Annotated in this window: 19 protein-coding genes and 1 pseudogene; 8 read left to right on the top strand and 12 right to left on the bottom strand. The window is 70.4% G+C overall.

The features are described 5' to 3' along the window. Nucleotides 1-7 precede the first annotated feature (7 nt). Both GL259_RS17450 and GL259_RS17440 read right to left on the bottom strand, forming a co-directional pair. Nucleotides 8-211: a cold-shock protein gene (locus GL259_RS17450; protein ID WP_089504748.1), complete on the bottom strand. Its 204-nt coding sequence runs from the start codon at nt 209-211 to the stop codon at nt 8-10. A gap of 1,431 nt (nt 212-1,642) precedes the next feature. Beyond that, nucleotides 1,643-1,864, bottom strand: coding sequence for a hypothetical protein (locus tag GL259_RS17440; protein ID WP_159533845.1), 222 nt, complete (start codon nt 1,862-1,864; stop codon nt 1,643-1,645). Nucleotides 1,865-2,442: 578 nt separating this feature from the next. Here GL259_RS17440 and GL259_RS17435 point away from each other — a divergent pair. Further along, complete coding sequence (locus GL259_RS17435; protein ID WP_243762320.1) at nt 2,443-3,210, top strand: SUMF1/EgtB/PvdO family nonheme iron enzyme; 768 nt, start codon at nt 2,443-2,445, stop codon at nt 3,208-3,210. A gap of 182 nt (nt 3,211-3,392) precedes the next feature. Here GL259_RS17435 and GL259_RS17430 read toward each other — a convergent pair whose 3' ends face one another. The 3 genes from GL259_RS17430 to GL259_RS17420 all read right to left on the bottom strand — a co-directional run bounded on the left by GL259_RS17430 (nt 3,393) and on the right by GL259_RS17420 (nt 5,186). Then, nucleotides 3,393-4,484, bottom strand: a complete 1,092-nt coding sequence (locus GL259_RS17430; RefSeq protein ID WP_159533841.1) for a hypothetical protein — start codon at nt 4,482-4,484, stop codon at nt 3,393-3,395. Nucleotides 4,485-4,520: 36 nt separating this feature from the next. Next, nucleotides 4,521-4,748, bottom strand: a complete 228-nt coding sequence (locus GL259_RS17425; protein WP_159533839.1) for a hypothetical protein — start codon at nt 4,746-4,748, stop codon at nt 4,521-4,523. 135 nt (nt 4,749-4,883) lie between these two features. Further along, complete coding sequence (locus GL259_RS17420; protein WP_208026482.1) at nt 4,884-5,186, bottom strand: DUF1540 domain-containing protein; 303 nt, start codon at nt 5,184-5,186, stop codon at nt 4,884-4,886. Nucleotides 5,187-6,245: 1,059 nt separating this feature from the next. Here GL259_RS17420 and GL259_RS17415 point away from each other — a divergent pair. The 3 genes from GL259_RS17415 to GL259_RS17405 all read left to right on the top strand — a co-directional run bounded on the left by GL259_RS17415 (nt 6,246) and on the right by GL259_RS17405 (nt 8,476). After that, on the top strand, nt 6,246-7,088 hold the full coding sequence (locus GL259_RS17415; protein WP_159533837.1) for a DUF4397 domain-containing protein: 843 nt from the start codon (nt 6,246-6,248) through the stop codon (nt 7,086-7,088). Nucleotides 7,089-7,093: 5 nt separating this feature from the next. Then, nucleotides 7,094-7,780 carry a class F sortase gene (locus tag GL259_RS17410; protein ID WP_159533835.1) on the top strand — a complete coding sequence of 229 codons (687 nt, stop codon included), beginning with the start codon at nt 7,094-7,096 and terminating at the stop codon, nt 7,778-7,780. Between the two features lie 342 nt (nt 7,781-8,122). Beyond that, complete coding sequence (locus tag GL259_RS17405) at nt 8,123-8,476, top strand: hypothetical protein (protein WP_159533833.1); 354 nt, start codon at nt 8,123-8,125, stop codon at nt 8,474-8,476. Between the two features lie 321 nt (nt 8,477-8,797). Here GL259_RS17405 and GL259_RS17400 read toward each other — a convergent pair whose 3' ends face one another. Beyond that, nucleotides 8,798-9,877, bottom strand: a complete 1,080-nt coding sequence (locus GL259_RS17400; protein WP_159533831.1) for a Gfo/Idh/MocA family oxidoreductase — start codon at nt 9,875-9,877, stop codon at nt 8,798-8,800. Between the two features lie 562 nt (nt 9,878-10,439). Here GL259_RS17400 and GL259_RS17395 point away from each other — a divergent pair. Then, a complete protein-coding gene (locus GL259_RS17395; protein ID WP_159533829.1) occupies nt 10,440-10,718 on the top strand; it encodes a hypothetical protein in 279 nt (92 codons plus the stop codon). A gap of 262 nt (nt 10,719-10,980) precedes the next feature. Here GL259_RS17395 and GL259_RS17390 read toward each other — a convergent pair whose 3' ends face one another. From GL259_RS17390 to GL259_RS17370, 5 genes are all read right to left on the bottom strand, one after another. After that, nucleotides 10,981-11,550 carry a DinB family protein gene (locus GL259_RS17390; RefSeq protein ID WP_159533827.1) on the bottom strand — a complete coding sequence of 190 codons (570 nt, stop codon included), beginning with the start codon at nt 11,548-11,550 and terminating at the stop codon, nt 10,981-10,983. A 973-nt stretch (nt 11,551-12,523) separates the two neighbouring features. After that, the gene (locus tag GL259_RS17385; protein WP_159533825.1) at nt 12,524-13,198 is read right to left on the bottom strand and encodes a hypothetical protein; all 675 of its coding nucleotides are present in this window, start codon (nt 13,196-13,198) and stop codon (nt 12,524-12,526) included. A 248-nt stretch (nt 13,199-13,446) separates the two neighbouring features. Continuing rightward, nucleotides 13,447-13,671, bottom strand: a complete 225-nt coding sequence (locus tag GL259_RS38770) for a cold shock domain-containing protein (protein WP_159533823.1) — start codon at nt 13,669-13,671, stop codon at nt 13,447-13,449. A 1,239-nt stretch (nt 13,672-14,910) separates the two neighbouring features. After that, the gene (locus GL259_RS17375) at nt 14,911-15,834 is read right to left on the bottom strand and encodes an NADP-dependent oxidoreductase (protein ID WP_159533821.1); all 924 of its coding nucleotides are present in this window, start codon (nt 15,832-15,834) and stop codon (nt 14,911-14,913) included. A gap of 106 nt (nt 15,835-15,940) precedes the next feature. After that, complete coding sequence (locus tag GL259_RS17370; RefSeq protein WP_159533819.1) at nt 15,941-16,336, bottom strand: MerR family transcriptional regulator; 396 nt, start codon at nt 16,334-16,336, stop codon at nt 15,941-15,943. A gap of 1,033 nt (nt 16,337-17,369) precedes the next feature. Here GL259_RS17370 and GL259_RS38765 point away from each other — a divergent pair. Together GL259_RS38765 and GL259_RS38760 are read left to right on the top strand one after the other, a co-directional pair. Next, nucleotides 17,370-17,825: pseudogene (locus GL259_RS38765) on the top strand (tyrosine-type recombinase/integrase); the annotation flags it as partial. Nucleotides 17,826-17,834: 9 nt separating this feature from the next. Next, a complete protein-coding gene (locus GL259_RS38760; protein ID WP_243762632.1) occupies nt 17,835-17,957 on the top strand; it encodes an integrase in 123 nt (40 codons plus the stop codon). Between the two features lie 392 nt (nt 17,958-18,349). Here the strand turns inward: GL259_RS38760 and GL259_RS17360 are convergent, their stop codons facing one another. Beyond that, nucleotides 18,350-18,733 carry a hypothetical protein gene (locus GL259_RS17360; RefSeq protein ID WP_243762318.1) on the bottom strand — a complete coding sequence of 128 codons (384 nt, stop codon included), beginning with the start codon at nt 18,731-18,733 and terminating at the stop codon, nt 18,350-18,352. Nucleotides 18,734-19,014: 281 nt separating this feature from the next. On the opposite strand from GL259_RS17360, the gene GL259_RS17355 reads away from it, so the two are divergent. Beyond that, entirely contained in the window at nt 19,015-19,413 is a 399-nt protein-coding gene (locus tag GL259_RS17355; protein WP_159533817.1) for a hypothetical protein, read from the top strand. Nucleotides 19,414-19,824 lie beyond the last annotated feature (411 nt).

Raw genomic sequence — 19,824 nt, 5'->3', positions numbered from 1 at the left:
GCCGGTGTCAGGCGGGAACGATGTTCTCGGCCATCGGGCCCTTCTGGCCCTGCGCGATGTCGAACGACACCTTCTGGCCCTCCAGCAGCTCGCGGAAGCCCTGAGCGGCGATGTTCGAGTAGTGGGCGAAGACGTCGGCGCCGCCGCCGTCCTGCTCGATGAAGCCGAAGCCCTTTTCGGCGTTGAACCACTTCACGGTACCGGTAGCCATGTCATTTCCCTTTCGGAGACGGTGTCAGGAATTCACCCTGTGTGAATTCCGTGTCGCCGTGATGATTACCCCGTCGGAAATGAACCCTCTGGCAACCACACCTGCAACTGAGATCGACAGTAGCACGGTGCGATCGGCCCTGCGCGGTCGATAATTCAGCCCCGGCCGACGTCCGGGGAATACTCGCCGTGCCCCGCACCTATTTCTCATGTCACGAACACAGATATTGCCCTGCGCAGGCGCGGCCTTTCTGCCCCGCACTCCCGCCCCGGACCCCTGTGACCTCCATCGACGGGAGATGTGCCGCTGCCGCGGTCGTCAGCGGATGGCACAGCGGCGGACGCGCCCGGACTCCACTGCCGCGACGAAGGTCACATCGGCGGCCGGATGCGGTGGTGGCCAACCGGGGCGAGGAGACTCCGGCCGTCCGCACCGCCCTGCTGGAGGAGGCCCGGTCCGGTGCTCCCCTGGCCGGGTACCGCCACCGGAGGGCGGCTGAGAGGCCTGTCAGCGGGCACATCCGTGGCAGACGGTCTGTCACCACTGGCGGCAGTGGCGCACAGAGGGCGTGTGGGAGCGGATGCCGGCGGCCTTGCGGGAGCGCGAGCGGGTGCAGTGCGGCCGTGGTCCGACTCCCGGTGCCGCCGTCGTGGACAGCCGGAGTGTCCGGGGCACGGAGCGCGGTGGCCCGCACGGCTGCGACGGCGGCTTCCGTTCGACGTGGGTCGAGGCAGGGACGCGGCCACCTGCAGTACCGGTCCCGCGACGGTCCCGCGACGCTGGGTGGTGGAGACCGTTCGCCTGGCAGGGCCGCTCGCGTGGTGGATCCACCAGCAAGCCCCACCTGAGCGCGGACGGCCGCTGCCGTCCGCTGTCCCCGGTCGTCACACCGGGACGACGGGCCGACCGCATCCGGTCCCAAGCGGTGCCGGACAGGATCCGTGTCCAGCGGGCCGGGACGGGCCGCCCCCGTAGGAAGCCCGAGAGCCTCGCGGCGGACGAGGCTTACAGCAACGGGCCGTGCCGCGAGTACCTGCGGCGCCGGGGTGTGCGGCACACGATCCCGGAGAGGACCGACAGCCGGGCCGCCCCCGTACGCAAAGGCTCACGCGGCGGACGGCCACCCGGGTCCGACGAAGAGCGGTACGGGAGACAGCCCGCAGGCGGCTGTCGAGACCACCGCTAGGCAGCCCTGGGCCGTGCCGCACGCGTGCCCGGGGCGGGCTCCTGCGCATCCTCGGACCAGAAGAACTCGTCTTCTGCGAAGTCCGGGGCCTGGAAGGGGTTGGTCGTCGGAGGCGGCGATACCGCAGTGGAGCGGCGGGTTTGCCCCTCCAGGGCGGAGAACAGCGACTTCGGGTCGATGAGAGGTCTGCCTTTCGTCACAGGTTCCTGAGGGAGCCTGGCGTGCCGTGATCGGGCACAGCGGTCCTACAGCTTGGTCATCTTGGCGTACGGGCTCAAGATCCGCACCTGCGCCGAGCCGAAATCCACGAGCGCCGCGATTCCGTCCTCGATGCCGATCACCCGGCCGAGGCCGTACATGTCGTGTGTGACCTGGTCGCCCATGGCGAAGTGCTTGGGAGCCGGTGTGACCGGGGCCTTGAAGGGGCTGGTGGGCAAATGACGCTTCGGTGCCGCAGGCTTTGTCATAGCTCAGTATGAGCCCACGTGGATCCCGCTCGCTGTGGCCGTCGGCACAGATCCGGACGGGAACAACCACGTCACGTCACTGACCTGGTGTTTCGAGACCTGACGAGGCGAAACTCGACCGCGGGTCTCCTTGGCCGGCAGGGGCTGACCCCCGCATCCGGCACGGCGGTGGCACGAACCTCACCCCCCGACGGCCGGCCACGACGGCGGGTGTGCCAACCGACCAGGCGCGGGTACGCCTCGCTGCACCCCGCCGGCCTTCACCACGCTGCCCGTGCTGTCCACCGGCCGGTACGTGCTGACGGTGTTTGAGCCCCCGGCTCGGAAAGCCGCGGTCATGCGCGGGCGGTTCGCGGGTGGTGCGAGCGCCGAACCGGGCGAACGCACGGCCCGCGCCACTTCCGGGCTCGCCTGCTCCCACCGTGGTTCCGCGCTGTTCCCCGGTCGATCCGGTGCGGTGGTGGGGCGGCGCTGCGGCGTCCAGGAGGTGATCGGTCGGCCGCGTTCCGTTCCTGGGTCCCCTCCTTCGTCCGGGAGGCCCGACTGCTGGCGTCCGCACCATGTGGGCTCAAGGGATCGTGGCCGGCCGACCGGCCTGGCGGCACACCCCCTCCGGAGTGGTCTTCCGGGCTGTTCCCGGCGGGACGTTCCTCATGGGCCTGTCCGGCGCGGAACTGGACGCGGTTCGTGCCATCGAGCGGGCCGGTGAAGCCGATGACGACCTCGCATCGTTCTTCGCCGGCGCTGCCCGGGCCCGGCCGGTGCGGGAGGTGCGGGTCGAGCCGTTCCTGATCGCCCGGCACCCGCTCACGGTGGCGCAGGTACGGCACTGGCTGCCCGAGTACGAGGACGGCTTCGCCGAATCGGATTCGGCCACGGCCCGGCTCGAGGACGACCTGGACGACCTCCTGGGGACGTTGCCGTTCCGGCTGCCCGGCGAGGCGGAGTGGGAGTACGCGGCCCGGGCGGGCACGACCACCCTGACCTTCCGCGGGGACGGCAGGCCGGACGAGGACCAGGTGCTCGACGACTTCGCCGACGAGGAGCGCACGGCAGCGGCCGAGAACGCCTTCGGGCTGGCGGCGATGGGCTCGGCCAACGAGATCTGCGCCGACGTGTGGATCCCGCACTTCACGGACGCGCCCGCGGACGCACGCCCCCGCACCGGGGACGGACCGCGGGTGGTGCGCGGAGGCGGCGGCGACCTCCATCCGTGGCAGGGCTGCGACGAGTGGCTGCTGCTGCTCTCCGCCACCCGCTCCGAGTTCGACATGTTTACCGCGGTCCGCCCGGTCGCCCCCGTGCCGACCGGCCAGGGACAGGCCGAGCACGGAGACAACGCGTAGACGGGACGCGCGCCCCGGGAGTTCCGGCGCGGCGAAAGGTCCCCCACCGGCGGAAGGACTGCCGACCGGGGGCCTGTGGGTGCGGGCTCGCTTCTTCCTGCCCCGGGTCGTGCCGGGGACCTCATGAGCTGGGTCCTTGCAGCTCGGAGCGGTACTCATGAGAGGTGGCCGGCGCGCCCGTGTCACGTGAGGCTGTCGAGGATGTCGCGCAGCCACGGGCTGCGGACGGCCGGCAGTCGGACCAGGGTGTGCCAGAACACGCTCCGGTCGGCCCGGAAGAGGGCACAGGGGTGCGGCGCGGGCGGGTCGTCGCGGAGGACGCCGTCGGGCATGGCGCCCGACGCAGGGGCGGGCAGGTGCGGATCGGGGGAGGTCAGCCACCGCCACACCCCGAACGGCAGCGGCACCGGGTAGGCCGAGGCGGCCGGGCCGACCGGGGCCCAGGCCTCCCCCGTCTGCGGGTGGACCGGCACGAGGAGGACGTCGGCGCCCGGGTCGGGGGCGGGCAGCCCCGGTCCGGCCAGGACGGCACGCCGCGGCGGCGGGCCCGCGGGCAGCAGGGCGTCGAGGGCGTGCTGGAACACCTCCGCGGTCAGGCCGTCCGGGACGGTCAACGGCCGGCCTTCCGAGGCCACCAGCAGGTGGGCGAGGGCCCGCCCGGCCGCCGCTTCCCACCGCGGGCTCCATGACCACCAGTGCTGCAACCCCAGCCGCGGTCCGTCCCATGAGGTGATCGGCTCGAGCGGAGGCGTGCTCCTCCGCTCCAGGAGCAGCTCCGCCCAGGAGAGCGGTCCGGCCCCGGTGCCGGCGTCGTCGACGGGGCGGCGGCGCACGGCGTCCGGGGCGAGCCACACCGCCTGCCAGAGCGAGCAGTCGTCGATCCTGCTCGCCACGGGCAGGCCGCACGTCTCGCAGGCCATGTTGGGACCGTCGGCCCCGTCGAGGCCGCAGCAGTAGCCGCCGGCCTTCTCCGGGATCAGCAGGGTGCCGCGGGCGTCGCCGGGGGCGATGACGATCGCGCCGGGCGCGCCGTCGGACAGGGCGTGGACCGGCGCGTGGATGCCGCGGGCCGCCGCCTCGTCCGGATCGATCTCCTCCCACCTCCGCCAGGGCGGCCCCCAGGGTTCCGGTTCCACGGCGAACGTGCCCGGCTCCATGAGCACCGGGAGCTGGATCCCGTTCCCGTACTTCTGGTGGGCGTGGGCCGGCAGGGCGACCCGGGACAGCGGGGCGGTCAGCTCGGCGCCGCACCCCGTACACACGAAGACGAACACATGCCCTCCGCTGGGAAACGGGGGCATCGTCGCAGCTCAGCAGCGGGCGGCCAACGTGTTTTCTCGTCCGCCCACGAGGCCGGAGCGCCACCACGGCGTGAAGCGCCGGTTGAAGAGCTGGTCGCAGGCCTCGCCGGCACGCACCGGGAGGCGGCCCGGGTCCCGCAGGGCCGCGATGAAGGCCGACCCGGCCGTGTCGAAGTCCCAGGGCCCTTCGTCATCCTCCCGGGGGTCTTCCACCACGAACCAGGGAGTACCGGCCACGGGCCGATTCCAGGAGTCGGTCAGTGCCGGCCGGACGGGTCTCCTCCCGGTTTCCGGCGGGCGCTGCCGGACCGGGAAGGGTGCCGGGGCCGCCGTGCGGCAGCCCCGGCAGTGTGCGACGACCGCGTCCGTCGCTCAGGCCCGCGCGTAGGTGAGGCAGTCGACCTGCTCGGCCTCGTAACCGACGGTGATGGACGGGGCATGGCACTCCAGTCCGGTGTTGTGCCGGCAGTCGGCCATCTTGCACGCGCCGACCCGGCCGGTGACGGACGGCTCCCCGCCCTCGATGTCCGCGCTCAGGAACGTCTCACAGGCGGGGGTGGCCACGTCCCCCACAGTGATCGCCACGGCGTGGCAGGTGTGGTCGTGGTTGTAGGCACAGCTTTCGGCTACGCATTCACTGATGACCGGCAGTTGCATGACGGGTGTGGCTGCCATGAGAGGGCCTGCTTCCTCGGGGTGTCGTACGGATCGGTCGCTGCGGTGGTGGCCCTCCCCGGACGGCGTGGCACGCCGCCGCCACGGTCATCGATCGCTGTTCCGGCTCGCCGGACCGGAGCCTCGTCCCACCCGCGTCCCGCCGGAGCCCGGCCGTCCCGCCCCGAGGCTGCTGCGGGGAGTCCTCGATTTCCCCCACGTCCGCGCCGCGGGCTCGAGGCTCCGGCGGCGGTGCGCGAGGACGGGGTGCCGGACGGCAACCGCAGGGTGGCGGGTGCGGAGGGACAGGGTGGTGCCGAGGGGTGTGGTCCCACCGAACAGCTCATGGAACGCTCCCTTCCTGGCTTCCACTTTCTGCGATGTCCGGGGGCGGCGCACGTCGGAAGGGACGCACGGCCTGACGGCGACGGACCGACCGCTTCCCTCTCCCCCGGGGAGAGCGGGGCGGGTCGCCCCTCCCGGCGTGGTGCACGCAGCCGTGGACGTCGACGACGACCGGGGCGGCCCGGGCCGCCCGCCGGGCCCGGGCCGGCCGAAGGGCCGCCAGGTCGGCGTGCCGTTTCCGGTCGAGGCGCAAGGGGCGCAAGGGGCGCACGGTGTACAGGGTGCGCAAGGGATGCACGGTGCGCAGAGTGCGCAAGGGATGCACGGTGCGCAGAGTGCGCAAGGGATGCACGGTGCGCAGGGTGCACGAGTGGCGCATCGTCGCGTGGCACCCCATAGTGGATCGGGCGCCACGGGGGAGAGGGCCGCTCGACGAGGAGCGTCTGCGTCGCCCCGCGGCGGCCGGGACCGAGGCGCCGGGCCCCGTTCGAGGACCCGCCCGGGCAGTCCGCCCCCACTTCCGGCAGCACAGCCGACCTCACCCGTGGCGCCGCTCCCGCACGGCACCCGTGACACCGGCCGCGGCAGCGCGCGACAGCACGACGACCGCCGCACGCCGGCAGGGGACCGGCCGGACATCCGGCCGAAGAACCCGTCGCGCGACGCGTCCGAGAAGCCGCTCATCCGGAAGCCGGGCCCCACCTGTGGCCGGGGTCCCCCACGAAGGGAGTTCCGATGACGAACTCGCGCAGCAGGAAGACCGCCACCGCCACCGCCGGTGCCTGCGTGCTGTCCCTCGCCGTGGCCGTCCCCGCCTTCGCGGGCGGTACGGCGCAGGAGGACGGCAAGGCGTCCGTGACCGTCTTCCACGGCGTTCCGGGCCTCACCGTCGACGTGTACGCCAACGGGAACGAGCTGATTCCCGACTTCGAGCCCGGCACCCTGACCGAACCCCGGCCCCTGAACCCGGGCACCTACGACATCCAGGTCTTCGCCGACGGCGAGGGCCCCGACGGCGACGCCGCCATCCGGGAGAGCATCGAGATACCGGCCGGGGCGAACGCCACGCTCGCAGCCCACCTCGACGCACAGGGCACCCCCGTGCTCACCGCGTTCGTCAACGACACCTCCGAGGTCCCGGCCGGTCAGTCGCGGCTGACCGTCCGCCATGTGGCCGCGGCACCCGCCGTGGACGTCCGCGCGGACGGCGAGCCGGTCATCGAGGGCCTGACCAATCCCAACGAGAAGTCGCTCGAGGTGCCCGCCGGCACGGTGAACGCCGATGTCGTCCTGGCCGGGACCGGCACCGTGGCCATCGGCCCCGCCGCCCTCGACCTCGCCGAGGGCGCCCACACCATCGTCTACGCCTGGGGCAGCGCCGAGGACGACAACCTCGCGCTGAAGACGCAGACGATCAGCGGCATGGACTCCGCGCCGAACGGCGTGGACGCCGGTGAGAGCGGCGCGATGGCCGCCGGCAACGAGTCCGCCACCGTCTGGCTCGCCTGGGGCACCACGGGTGCCGTCGCGGTCGCCGGCCTGCTGGCCGCCCGCCGCCGGTACACCCGCAGCGACTGACAGTCATGCGCTCCCCCCTCGGGGGCGGGCGGCCCTCCGCGGCGGCCGTCGGGGCCGCCGCGGTCGCCGCCGTCGTCCTGGCGGCGCTGCTGGCCTGGTCGCTGTGGCCGTCCGGAGCCCCGGTGCCGTCGGACTTCGGTGCCCGGCCGCAGGCCCAGGAGCCCACGGCCGGGCCCTCGTCCGGGGTCCACGACAGCGGACCGGGCGAGGCGGGGCACGCGTCCGGCCCCGTACCCGAGCCGACGGCGCTGCGCGTCCCACGGGTCTCCCTGGACGCCCGGGTCCAGGCCGTCGGCGTCAGGGACGACGGCACGGTGGAGATCCCCGACAACGCGGGGCGGGCCGGCTGGTACCGCTACGGCCCCGCGCCGGGCGCCCCCGCCGGATCCGCCGTCCTCATCGGCCACGTGGACGACCGCACCGGCGACCTGGGTGCTTTCGCCAAGCTGTACGAGGTCCGGAAGGGCGACGACGTCACCGTCGCCCGCGAGGACGCGCCTCCCGTGAGGTACGAGGTGACGGCCCGCGAGGTGGTCGACAAGGACAGGCTCCCCGACGAGGTGTTCCGGCGCCACGGACGGCCGGTGCTGACCCTGGTCACCTGCGCGCCCCCCTACGACCGCGAGCGCGGCGGCTACCAGCGGAACCTGCTGGTGTACGCCGTCCCCGCCCAGGAGCACGGCCAGGGGTGACCGGCGACGAGGCCTGCCGGCCGGGCGGTCCCCCGCCGACGAACCGGAGAAGGCGGCGGCCTGACGGCCCAGCAGCGCCAGCGGCACCCCGACGGCGCCGGCACCGTCACCGAGCGCGAGGACGGCCGCGAGGTGATGGAGTCCAGCTTCTGAAGTGCTCCGTCGGTCCCGCACCGGACACGGTGTCCGTCACAGCCGCTGCCGCCGTGGGGCGTTCCGCGGCTGCTGGTGGCAACGGTGGAGCGAAGCCCGGAACTCGGTGGCCGCCGTACTCGGACCGCCGATACCGTCGGGCTCCCGGTGGACCGCATCGGCGGTTGCCTCGTCCAGAAAGCAGTTCCCGTGACCAGCCGGCAAGAAACGACGACCCTGTGGCGGCCCACCGGTCCCGAGGAACTGGAGCTGGTGCGTGAGCTGGACTGGCGTGCCTGGCCGCCCCGGCTTCCCGAACAGCCGATCTTCTACCCGGTCCTCAACGAGGCCTACGCCGTCACGATCGCACGGGACTGGAACGTCAAGCACGACGGCGCCGGTTTCGTCACCCGCTTCGAAGTCGGCTCCGGCTTCCTGAGCAGGTATCCGGTCCGGCAGGCAGGCGGACGGACGATCCTCGAGTTGTGGGTGCCGGCCGAGGAACTCGACGAGTTCAACGCCCACATCGTTGGCAGGATCCAGGTGGTTCACGAGTTCCGCTGAGCCGCGGAGGCCCCGGGACGTGGTGGGCCGACCCGTGGTGGACCCTTGTGGCACCGTCTTTGCCGGTTGAGCGGCGAGTGCTCGACGAGGTCCTGGCACGCGTGGGGCACGGAGCCCGGGACGGCGAGGGACCAGCCAGGGAGAGAACCCCTCCTGAGCCGGCCCTTCTCCTCTGTGCCCCCGGCAGGAGGCGAACCTGCGACACCCGCTTCAGCAGTCCGGTTCGAGCCCTTTCCGGCTGTGGTCGTCGGCCGGAGCGACAGTCGGACGGAGACGCCGGCGTACGTCCCCGTCCGGCGTCACTGGTGTCAGATGTCGACATCAGGCACTGTCTGGGTGGCTCCCCGGATCGGTCGTCATGACAGGCACTGGGACGGGGCGGGAACCGTTGGCCAGCGACTCCGCGCCGGCCACGCCGACCAGTGACGCGGCCACGGCGGGCCGCACCGGTACCAGCGGTGGCTCCCCGTGCTCCATCGTGGCCCGGAAGGCGCGCAGTACCCGTACGGTGCCCTCGGCTCCGCGTGCCACGGGTTCCCCGGCGAGGACGAGCGGCACAGGGGCGCGTTCCTCCTCGCGGGCGTGGCCCTCCGGGACCGCCCAGCCCTCCGTCCTGACACGGACCGACCAGGACCGTTCGCCGGCGGCTCGGACGGACTCGGCCAGCGCCTTGGTACCGCGCACGGAGATCCAGCTCCAGTGGCTGTCGGGTTCGCCCTGGAGGAACCCGTGCCGGGTGAGCGCCAGCGCCCTGCTGGACAGCCGTACCGCCATGACGACCGCGGCACGCGGGTCCGCCTCGTCCACCGAGAACGCCGACACCTCCACCGGCCAGGCCTGAGTGAGGGCCAGCACCGGGGAGAGGGTGTGCGTGCAGTACGCCGTGGGAGCGATGCGCCCGCGCCAGTGCGCCGGATCACCGATCAGGCCCGCGACATCCGCCGGGGACATGCCGTGCAGGTAGTCCGCTTCGATCAGGCTGATCCGGCCCAGCTCCCCGGCCTCGATCGCCTGCCGGATGAGCCGGACGTGCGGATGGGCCACGTAGTTCTCGGCGAAGGAGTAGGTCGCGGACGACCTGTCCGCCGCCGCGATGAGCCGCTCGCCTTCCGCGGCGTCCACGCACGCCGCCGACTCGGACAGCACATGCACCCCACGGTCCAGGAACGCGATGGCCAACGGCGCGTGCTCATCGAAGTCGTTGGCCAGGACGACCCCGTCAAGACGGTGCTCCAGCAGCTCCTGCCACCGTTCCACCAGCACCGCACCGGGCAGCTGCGCCCGTGCCGCGGCGCGGCGTTCGGGGGCGCGGTCACATGCCGCCACGACCTCCAAGCCCACCTTGCGGCACCAGTCCGCCAGGTGAAGCCCCATCCTGAGTCCGACCACCCCTACCCGCATACAGACATCCTCTTCCGGACTCCCCTTCCTTCACAGCTGGTTCCCCGCCACGGAAACGCAGCGGACAGAGGGACCGAGCCGAGGGAGCGCTCACCGGCCAGCCACCCCTCGGCTTCGTGCCGGGCGATGAGCGCCACCAGTTCGGCTTGCGATCCAGATTCCGTCTGACGGAAGGCTGAGCTGAAGGCCCGAAGATCATCGTCAGCGGCTCTCGCCGCCATGCATCGAAGTCACCGAACGGCACAAGCGCTCCCCCTCGTGGTGGCCCGCGGGGCTGACGGCGGGCCCGATCTCGGACACTACCGAGCGATCGAGCCGTGAGACCTCTTCGTCCCGAGGCAACCGGGGTGGTGGTGCCTCGGGTCGGCATGGCTGTCACCTGCGCTGATGTTTCACGGATGTCCGTGCTCGTCCGTCGTCGTCCGCCGGCGTTGTCACGCAGTCAGACACCCACCGGCCGGGACGCCCGATGCTCCGCACCTGCTCGGAAGGAAGCGCGATGCATCCTCATGCCTCGGGAGACGGCGACCTCGCTGTCGTGGGGGTCGGCTAGGTTGCGGGGATGACTGCCATGGATCCGCTGGTGCCGGCTCTTGCCGGGCTGGTTGTCGACGTCGTCTGGTTCCTCGACAGCTGCGGTGACGACGAAGTCGATCCCGACTCCGCGGTGAAGATGACGGAAAGCGTGGGCGGGGAACTGCTGCGACTGCCTCCGGACCAGCGCGACCGCCTCCTGCAGGTGCTCACCGACCTGGCCGAAGCAGAGCCGAATCCCGCGCGACGGGAGTTCCTGGAGTCGTTCCCCTTCGCCTGCGGCCTGGTCGAGGAAGAGGAGGGCTGAGCCCGACATCGGTTGGGGGAGCACCGCTTCAGGAATTCGATCCGGCGGCCCTTCCCGGTCTGCACAGCGGCTTCGTACCGCGGTTCGTGGGTGCGCTCTCGGCTGCACTGATGAGCCGGCGTCCGCGCCCGTTGATGTCAGGATCGGGTGTCGGCCGCCTCGCCGACGTCCCTGACCCGCGGAGCACGAGGCAGGGGCGTTTGCGGGGTCACGGGGCGTATCGCCCCCGTGCAGGGGGCGATAGGCCCTGCCGCGCCGCCGGCTAACCCATGGTCTTGGCGCCGTCCAGGGACTCGCGGATGATGTCGGCGTGGCCGGCGTGCTGGGCGGTCTCGGCGATGATGTGCATCAGTACCCGGCGGGCCGACCACCGCGCGCCCGGCTCGGACCACGGGGCCTTCGGCAGTGGTTGTGCGGCGTTCAGGTCGGGGAGGGCGGCGACCAGTTCGTCGGTTCGGCGGGCCACGTCGGCGTAGTCGGCGAGCACGCCGGTCAGCGTCTCGTGGGGCAGCATCCGGAACTCGTCGTCCCGTCGGGCCCAGTCGGCCTCGGTCATGGTGGTGAAGTCGGGCATCGCCGACGGGCCGTCCAGGATGAACTGCGCCCAGGCTCGCTCGACCGCAGTGACATGTTTGACCAGGCCGCCCAGGCACAACTGGCTGGCGGTGGTCCGGCGCCCGGCCTGCTCGTCGGTGAGGTCACGGGTGGTGAATCGCAGGAAGTGCCGGTGCTTGGCCAGGGACTCCAGCAAGTCGGCACGCTCGCCGGTGGAGGCCGGCTCATGGGCCGAGTCGTGGGTGGCCGGTTCGTTGACAGTCACGGTCTCGCTCATGGTCGCTGCCTTCCGTGGTTCGTGTTCCGCCGGACGGGGAGGACGCTAGGGGCTGTACAGGTCAGGTCCTGACCTAAATGACCGGAGGGGTGAGGATGCCAAGGCTTGACTTGGGACTTCACCCCTCGGGGCGGCGGGATCCGACCCCGCGGCTCCTTCGTCCCGGAGCGGCTCGGGCGAGGGATCCGCCTGGGAACGCGACGCCTCTGAGCTGCCGCGGTCGTCCATGGATGTGCGCGCCTGCCCGCCCGTGCCTGTCGGCGTTGCCGCGCGGTCACACACTCACCCCTGGCGGGTCCATCAGTCAGTGACCCGGTACCGAAGAGCCTGCTCTCCGGTCGCGTCGCCCGGTCGCTGTGCGATCTCCGATGCGATCGAGTCCGCCGACCCGGGCGACACGGAGCCCTCAACGTCGACGCACCAGGTTCCGGCAAGTCCCCGGGAGACGCTGACAGTGGCCTCGTCGGCCCGGAAGGCCGGCACGTCGCTGTCGTCCTCGATCTCGCATCGGGGAGACTTCGGTGCGGGATATCGGGAGAGGTCGCCGGCGGGTATCGCAGGCCAGTCCGTGCCGCTCCGCGTGCTGACCGTGCACTCAGGCACAGCCGCATCTTGCCGGCGGTGCGGTGCTTACAAGTCGACCTCAGCTGCCACCACTTCAGCCGACGACAGCCAGCCACGGCGCCGGGAGTGCCGACCGACCAGGCGCGCGTGTGCTTCGCTGCACCCCCACTGGCCTTGACCACGCTGTACGCGTCGTCGACCGGAGGAAGCCGGACGACCGACATGTGGCGACAGCGGAACCATCAGCCTGGGAAGCTGCGGTCATTCGGTTGTTGGTTCGTGCTCTGACCTGGGCGAATGGCTGGGTTGGCACCTCATTTGACGTAGCCTCTTGCACCGTGATTCCCCGCTGTTCCCCGATCGATCTGGTGCGGCTGTGGTGCGGCGCAGGTCAACGGGAGGCAAATGATCATTCGTACCAAAGTCCGGGAAGCGGCCCACGCTTGGTCGTTGCCGGAACCCCGGATATGGTGCTGCCTCTCTCGAGGTCGCCCCGGATGTGCAGGTAGAGGGAGGGCGTCGGCAAGCCGACGGTCTGGATCCAGCCCTTGCCGTGCACGTGGCCGGCGGCTGTCAGTTCCGCGGCTTGGCCCGGTGGGGCGATGCTCTCCGCGTAGCTTTGGCAGATCGTCTCGCCGCTGTCGGCGAACGCGTAACGGGCAGCGTAGGCGTAACCCTCGTGGAGCCAGACATACAACACGATCGGCTTGTCCAGAACTGCGCGGAACCACTCGGCGGCAAGCTCGGCGAGCCGTTCCGTGGAACCCGTGGCATCAAGTGCCCAGTCGCTGGGACGATCCGGGAGCAGATACAGCTGATTGTGCAGACGGTCCCCGCGGATGCGGTTACCGACCAGGTGCACACCCAGATCGATCAAGTGTCGATGGGGCTCCGCCCGGTCGTACAGGCCGACATGGGCGAGGAGCGATTCCCAGTTGTCCGGACGTCCGACCTCCCCGACAACATCAGCTGGCGCCCAGGCCGTGCAACGCCCGCTCAGCGCGGACACGAAGGCTCTCTCGGTGTCGTCGAACTCGAAGTCGTCGTCCGGATCATCGATCTCGAACCAACCATGCGTCGTCATGGGACGGACCCTATGGCGAGGGCTAGGTGCGCTCGGAGCTTGGGATGCTCTTCAGGCCCCGGAGCATGATCGGTCCGTGGCCCTTCGGCTGGTGCCCCCGGCAGGATTCGAACCTGCGACACCCGCTTCAGGAGCTCGATCACCTTGTCGCGCGGCGTGCCGAAACGGGGCTCAGCGGTCGCTCGTGGGTCCGGTCGTGGCCGCTTCGGTGCGCCGTCGTTCGCTGTCGTTGATGTCAGCTGGTGATGTCAGGCGGGTCGAGGCACGATGCTCACGGCCCGGTAGCTGTACCCGTCCTGTTCGAAGCCAGGGGCTTCCCACTGGAGGTCTACTTGCTGTCCCGGCGACAGCGTTCGGAAGCCCTTCGTCTGGATGTGGGAGAAGTGGCCCCAACATCCGCCGGGAGTCTCGGGGGAGTCGAGCACGCCCCACCCTTCCTCGTCGTGCCACTCGCGGACAATCGCAGTCACCATGGGGAACCTTACGGCTCCGTCTGCGCCGGCACACCGGGGACCTCCGCTTGGGAAACTCGGGTTGTCCATGGGTGGTTGCTGGGTTGACCTGCGGTGGAGCGGCCACGGGGCCTGACCGGTTGGCGACCTGGTCCCCGTCATTCCCCCGTGGTTCCCCGCTCGTTCTGGCACGGCTGTGGCACGGTCCCAGAACCTGTCTGGTGATTTCGCCGGCTTCTGCTGACGCCGACGCCCCGGTTGGCCGTGTCGGCCGATGGCGTCGATCATGTTCGTGAGGCGGTCCCCCTGCGTAGCGGACAGCCGGTGCGGGTTGCGTCCACCGGGCATGGTGACGATGGTCGCGGTGGCGAACGTCGGATCGGCCCGTACGGTGCGGGCCGGAAGGGGAGTGGACAGCCAGCGTTCGACGGTCAGTGGGACGAAGTGGGCGGGCGCGGGCGGCTCGGCCCAGAACGCGGGGTCCGGGTTTCCTTCCCAACGGGCGGGACCGGTGAGACTGCCGCGGGCCACCACCCCACCGCGCGGCCCGGAGAGCCGGAGTGCGAACGGATCGTCAGCTGCCAGTTCGCCCCACGACTGCGAGACCCGCCACGAGTCCGACTCGCGCCCGGAGCGGCGGAACGCCTCCAGGTCGAAAGTCTTCGGATGACAGGTCAGCAGCCACCCGGCGGTGGTCTCGTCTCCTGGTCGTCCGCGCATGTCCTGATGCCCCTCCACTCGGCGCCGGATCGACGCGCGGCCTAGCCCAGGGCTCGCCCAGGGGATGTGGACTCCGTGTGGACTCCACTGGCACACATGCGGCACGACCCCTGAAACGTCGAAGGGCCGGCCCGGGAGGGAACCCCTCCTGAGCCGGCCCTTCTGTCCGCGCTTCCGGCAGGATGCGAACCTGCGACACCCGCTTTAGCCGAGAGGCTGGGTGATCGGGCGGCTGATCTGCGGCTTCGCCGATCGAGGACGCAGACGGGTACGCGACCGCACGGCACCGGTGCTGACCGTGACCGGCCCTTGCATCTGGCACAGTCGGGACACGAACCTCAGCCGACGAAAGTCAGCCACGACGGCAGGTGCCGACCAGTCAGGCGCGTGTGTGCCTCGCTGCACACTTGACTGCTGTCGGCGTACGCCTGAACGTGCTCGACCCCGTGCGGGTGAACGTGCTCAGTTGATGATGCGCTGACCACGGGTTCTCGTCAGTCCGCAGTGGACGGTCGACAGCGTCAGACGGCCGGGCACTTCTCATGCCACCTCGATGACAACCTTGCCCGAGGTGTGGCCGTTCTCGACGGTGGCGAGGGCGGCCGGGGCGTCGGAGAGCGGATGGACCGCGGTGATCACGGGTGTGAGGAGTCCGTCGAGGGCCAGCCGGGCCGACCGCTCCAGGTTCTCGCGGTCGACGCGACGCTCGACGAAACGCCCACCGAGATCGGGCACGGACATATCACCCACAGCGATGACGTTGCGGGGATCCTGGGCCAGCGGAGCGACCGTCCGCAGCGAGGTGCCTCCGGCCAGGTCGACGATCCCGTCGAAGCCGTCCGGAACCAGCTCGCGTGCCGCGGCGGCGACGTCCTCGGCGGTGTAGTCGATGAACCGCACCCCGATGGCCTCGGCGCGCTCGCGTTTGGCGGTACTCCCGGTGCCGATCACACGCAGCTCGCGCCCGATGGCCAGCCGGGCGACGGCGAGGCCGACCCCGCCCCCGACTCCGTTGACCAGGACCGTGGCACCGGCCGGGAGGCCGAGCTGGTCGAGCACGTCCACCGCGGTCGTCCCGGCCACTGGCAGCGTTGCCGCCACGGTCGCGGACAGCCCCTCCGGGATGCGCGCGGTGTTCGGCGCGGACAGCACCGTCGTCTCGGCGTAGGTGCCGCCACCGGTGAGTGCGAAGCCGAAGACCGCGTCACCCACCTCGAGCCCGTCGACGTCCTCGCCCCGGGCGAGGACGGTTCCTGCTGCCTCCATGCCCAGCACGCGGGGAAACGGACGCCCGCCGTCGAGCCCGTCGACCAGGCCCGAGCGCAGAAGGTGGTCGAGGGGATTCACGCCGGCGACGTCGACCCGGATCAGCACCTCGTCGCGACCGGGGACAGGGTCGGGACGATCGAAGAACTCCTGCACCTCGGGCCCGCCATACCTGCTGAAACCCCACGCCTGCCCCATCTTCCGCCGCCTCTCGTATGACCGACCCGGTGATTTCGGGCGTTGTCGCCATCCTCACCTCTGACATTGATGTGAGGGGCAACCGGCTGAGATGCAGATCACAGCATCAGACCGACTGTGCCACCGCTTCCGGGGCCGTGGACAGTTCCGCCCGGTGTCGGCTGTTGGCCCTGATCAGCACGTCAAGTGCATCCCGGGTCTCGATCAGGTGAGCGATGTCGGCGTCGATCCGGTCGCGCTCGCGCATCATCGCCGTGAACGTCTCCTCGGCGACGCCCAGGTCACCCGGGACGTCCACACACGGCAGCACAGTCGCGATCACCCTGCTGGACATACCCGCGTCGAACAGCTGTCGGATGAGTGACACGCGCTGGACCGCAGCATCGGAGTAGTGACGCTGCCCCGCGTCGGAGCGTGAGCTGGTCAGCAGGCCCTGCTCTTCGTAGTACCGCAGTGAGCGCGGACTCACGCCCGTGCGCTTGGACAACTCGCCTATCCGCATCCCTGAGAGCCTACGCCCGCGTGCTCCAGGTTCAGACCGCCAGCGAGCCAGGGACGCTCGCGGACACCCCCACGGCCGCAGGGTTGCCCTCCCGGTCCCACGACTGAGCACGTTCGTCTGTACACGCCTGAGCACTTTTCTCGGTACGCCGACAACTGCCGAGGACGCCGAGATCTCCTAAATGCGCCGGCGAGACCAAGGGCTGAGGCAAGTAGACACTGCCGCATGGCACGGATACTGGAAGGCCTGCTCAAGGCGAGCAAGAGGCAGGGGTGAGCCGTCGGCCAGGCGACCATGGCCCAAGTGAGACGTGGTGCGAGGACGCCCGAGTGGACTGAGGTGCCGATACGGCGTGGTGCCCCATCCCTCAGCACGCTGCGTTCCCTCGACCAAGCTGAAGCGAGCCCGATTCGCTCAGCGCACGCTACGGGAAGGGCGAGCAACCTCTGCACTCCGACGGGGCTCACCTCCGGAATCCCCCGGACATCGTGGTTCTCGCATGCGAGAACCATGAGCACGACCCCAACACGTCTGTGGTGCAGAAACCGTTACGGCCGCTTCATCAGTGATCTGCCGGCGTTCGTTCACCATGGCGTCTTCCTGTTCCGTCCGGCCGTTGGCAGGTCCGCTACCGGGACCCGGAGACGGGGCAGCTGCGCCCGGCGGAGAAGACCTACGCGACCAAGACCGATGCCCAAGTCGCCCTGACGCACATCGAGTCGGACATGGCGCGCGGGCAGCGGTCGGACCCGGACGCCGGGGCGGTGAACTTCGCCGAGTACGCCACCGCGTGGCTGCGGGACCGGAAGCTCGCCGACCGCACCCGTGAGCGGAACGAGTCGGTGATGCGGCTGCACATCCTGCCCGCCTCCGGAGCCGGGAGCGTGGCCGACGTGACGACGGCCCGGGTGCGCAGCTGGCGCGGCAAGCTCCTCGCGGCCGGCGTCGGTGAGCCGACGGTGGTCAAGGCGTACCAACTGCTGCGCGCCCTGATGAACACGGCCGTGGACGACGAGCTGATCCGGCGCAACCCGTGCCGCATCAAGGGCGCGGACCGCTACGACGTGCCCGAGCGGCCGGTCCTCACGGTGGCGGAGGTCTTCGCCGTCGCCGACTCCATCGCGCCGCGCTACCGGCTGCTCGTACTCCTGGCGGCCTTCACCACCCTGCGGTTCGGGGAGCTGGCGGCCCTGCGGCGCCGGGACATCGACCTGGAGGGACTGACCGTCACCGTGCGCCGTGCGCAGGCCGATTCCCGGCCGAACTGCTCGACGCGGTCACGCACCACCTGGAGCACTTCGCCGCTCCCGGCCGCGACGGGCACGTCTTCGTCGGGCCGCAGGGCGGGCAGCTGCGGCGGAGCAACTTCCGCGACGACTGGGTCAAGGCCCGGAAGGCCGCGGGCGTCACGGCCGAGCTGCACTTCCACGACCTGCGGCACACGGGCGACACGCTGGCCTCGACGGCCGGGGCCAGCACGCGGGAGCTGATGACGCGCATGGGGCACAGCAGCTCCCGGGCCGCGCTGATCTACCAGCACATGACCAGCGAACGGGACCGGGTCATCGCTGATCGACTCGGGGCCATGATCCGGGGTGATGGGGGAGTGGTCCCCGGCTAGGGGATGTGGACTGATAGTGGACTAACTGGCACGCGTGTGGCACGACCCCGGACACGGCGAAGGGCCAGCCCGGGAGGAAACCCCTCCTGAGCCGGCCCTTTGCTCTGTGCCCCCGGCAGGATTCGAACCTGCGACACCCGCTTTAGGAGTTCGATCCGCGCCTGCTCCGACTGCTGCCGACCGCTGGTGGGACGGCCGGACAGAGTCACTGGCGTGCGCCCCCGTCCGGCGTCGTTGATGTCAGCTGTGGATGTCAGAAGTCTCCTGATCCGTAGCTCTGGAGAGATCGGTTATTTGAGGTCATATAGGTTGCGGGGAGGGTCGTGAGGGCTGGTGTCGGTTGCTGGCAGTTGCTGGGGTTGCTGTACAGCAACGGCTACCAGTCCCGCCAGTCATCTGTGATCTCGGTGCGGCTGATGCCTCGCCTCGCTGCCAGAGCAGGGACATCGATGCCGCGTTCCGTCAAGGTCTGATCGATGTAGCGGCACAGCTCCTCGCTCTTCGGTCTCGTAGCCGGCGCCGTTGTGGTCCTCGTTGATCTCGTTCAATGCCAGCACGACACGCCTGATCACCTCGAAGTCCTGCCCGTCGTCCTGGTCGTGGAGCGGGTCCATCTCCGACTCGAACGCGTGCAGTGCCTTGTCAGTCGCCGCCAGCAGTGACTCAGGGAAGAGCTCCGACAGGAAGGCATCTCTCGGGGCCCTTGTCCCAGCGGCGATTTCGGTCGCCTCTTCGTCTACGCGGGCCCGCCAACGTGCCGATGGTCTGGTCGCCATGCCTGGACCGTAGGCCCCGGCTCTGACAGAGCCGTCACGGTGCACGCTTTCCAACTGTGAGGGTGGGGCGGAGGGCGTCGTTCGGGGTCGTTCACCTGGGTCCATGGGCGGTTGACCCGTGAGGCGAAGTTGGCGAGAGGTCCTCGCTGAACGGCCGTGAACGGGGCTGATTGAGACGGAGACTGAGGCGCTCGGGCTGGCCGGACTGGCTAGTGAACTTGATCGGGCGATGTCGGGTGATTGCCTGACAGGTGAGGGATGGGTCCGGTAAGTATGTGCGTGTGAACGATTCCGCGCTGCCCGAGGATGGCGAGCCCACCCGTTTCGCCAAGGCGAAGAACTGGTGCAAGAAGCACGAGCCGAAGTTCCGCGCCGCTGGTGGCGCAACTCTGGCCATCGGCGGCGTGATCCTGGCTGCCGTGATCGCCAATCGCATCGAAGGGCGGGACGCCGAGAGGTACGAGGTCGAGGATCGGGATCCGCTCTCAGCGCCTGAAGAGGCGGAGGGCCAATCTCGTCAGTCTTTCCTCGACCCTGACCGTGACCCCTTCCTGCGGAGGCTCCCTGCTGGCCAGAGCGCCAGCGAAGAGGCCAAGGCGAGGTACAGGGAACTGACAGGTAATGAGCTTCCTGACGGTTACACCGTGGTTCGCCGGTGGCTCTACGAGACCGCGGCCTGAGCAGAGAGCACTGCGGCCTCTCATTCCTGTGCAGTGCTGGCGGAGCTGCTGAAGAACCCGCCGGGATTCGAACCGGAAACACCCGTTTCAGGAGAGAGGCTGGGGCGTCGTGCCGGTGACCTGGGGCTTCGATGACTAGCGAGATGCCCAGCAACTTGCCTGCCAGGCAGCCTCGTTGACCGTGGTTGACCCCTGCATCTGGCACGGCAGTGGCACAAACCTCAGCCCACGACAGCCAGCCACGATGGCGGGTGCGCCAGCCGACTACGCACGCGTGTGCCTCGCTGTGCCCCCACCGGCCTCGGCCACGCTACTGGCTTGCGCCGTCGCCAGACTCAGCACAACAACGAGCCCCCTCCCGGCGGAGAACCCGCAGGCAGGGGGCCTGTTGGCGGGCGCTTACTTCTTCTT

Source organism: Streptomyces sp. Tu 3180, assembly GCF_009852415.1.
GTDB lineage: Bacteria > Actinomycetota > Actinomycetes > Streptomycetales > Streptomycetaceae > Streptomyces.
Note: the sequence above shows the minus strand (reverse complement) of the source record. Positions and strands in the feature narration are given on the sequence as shown.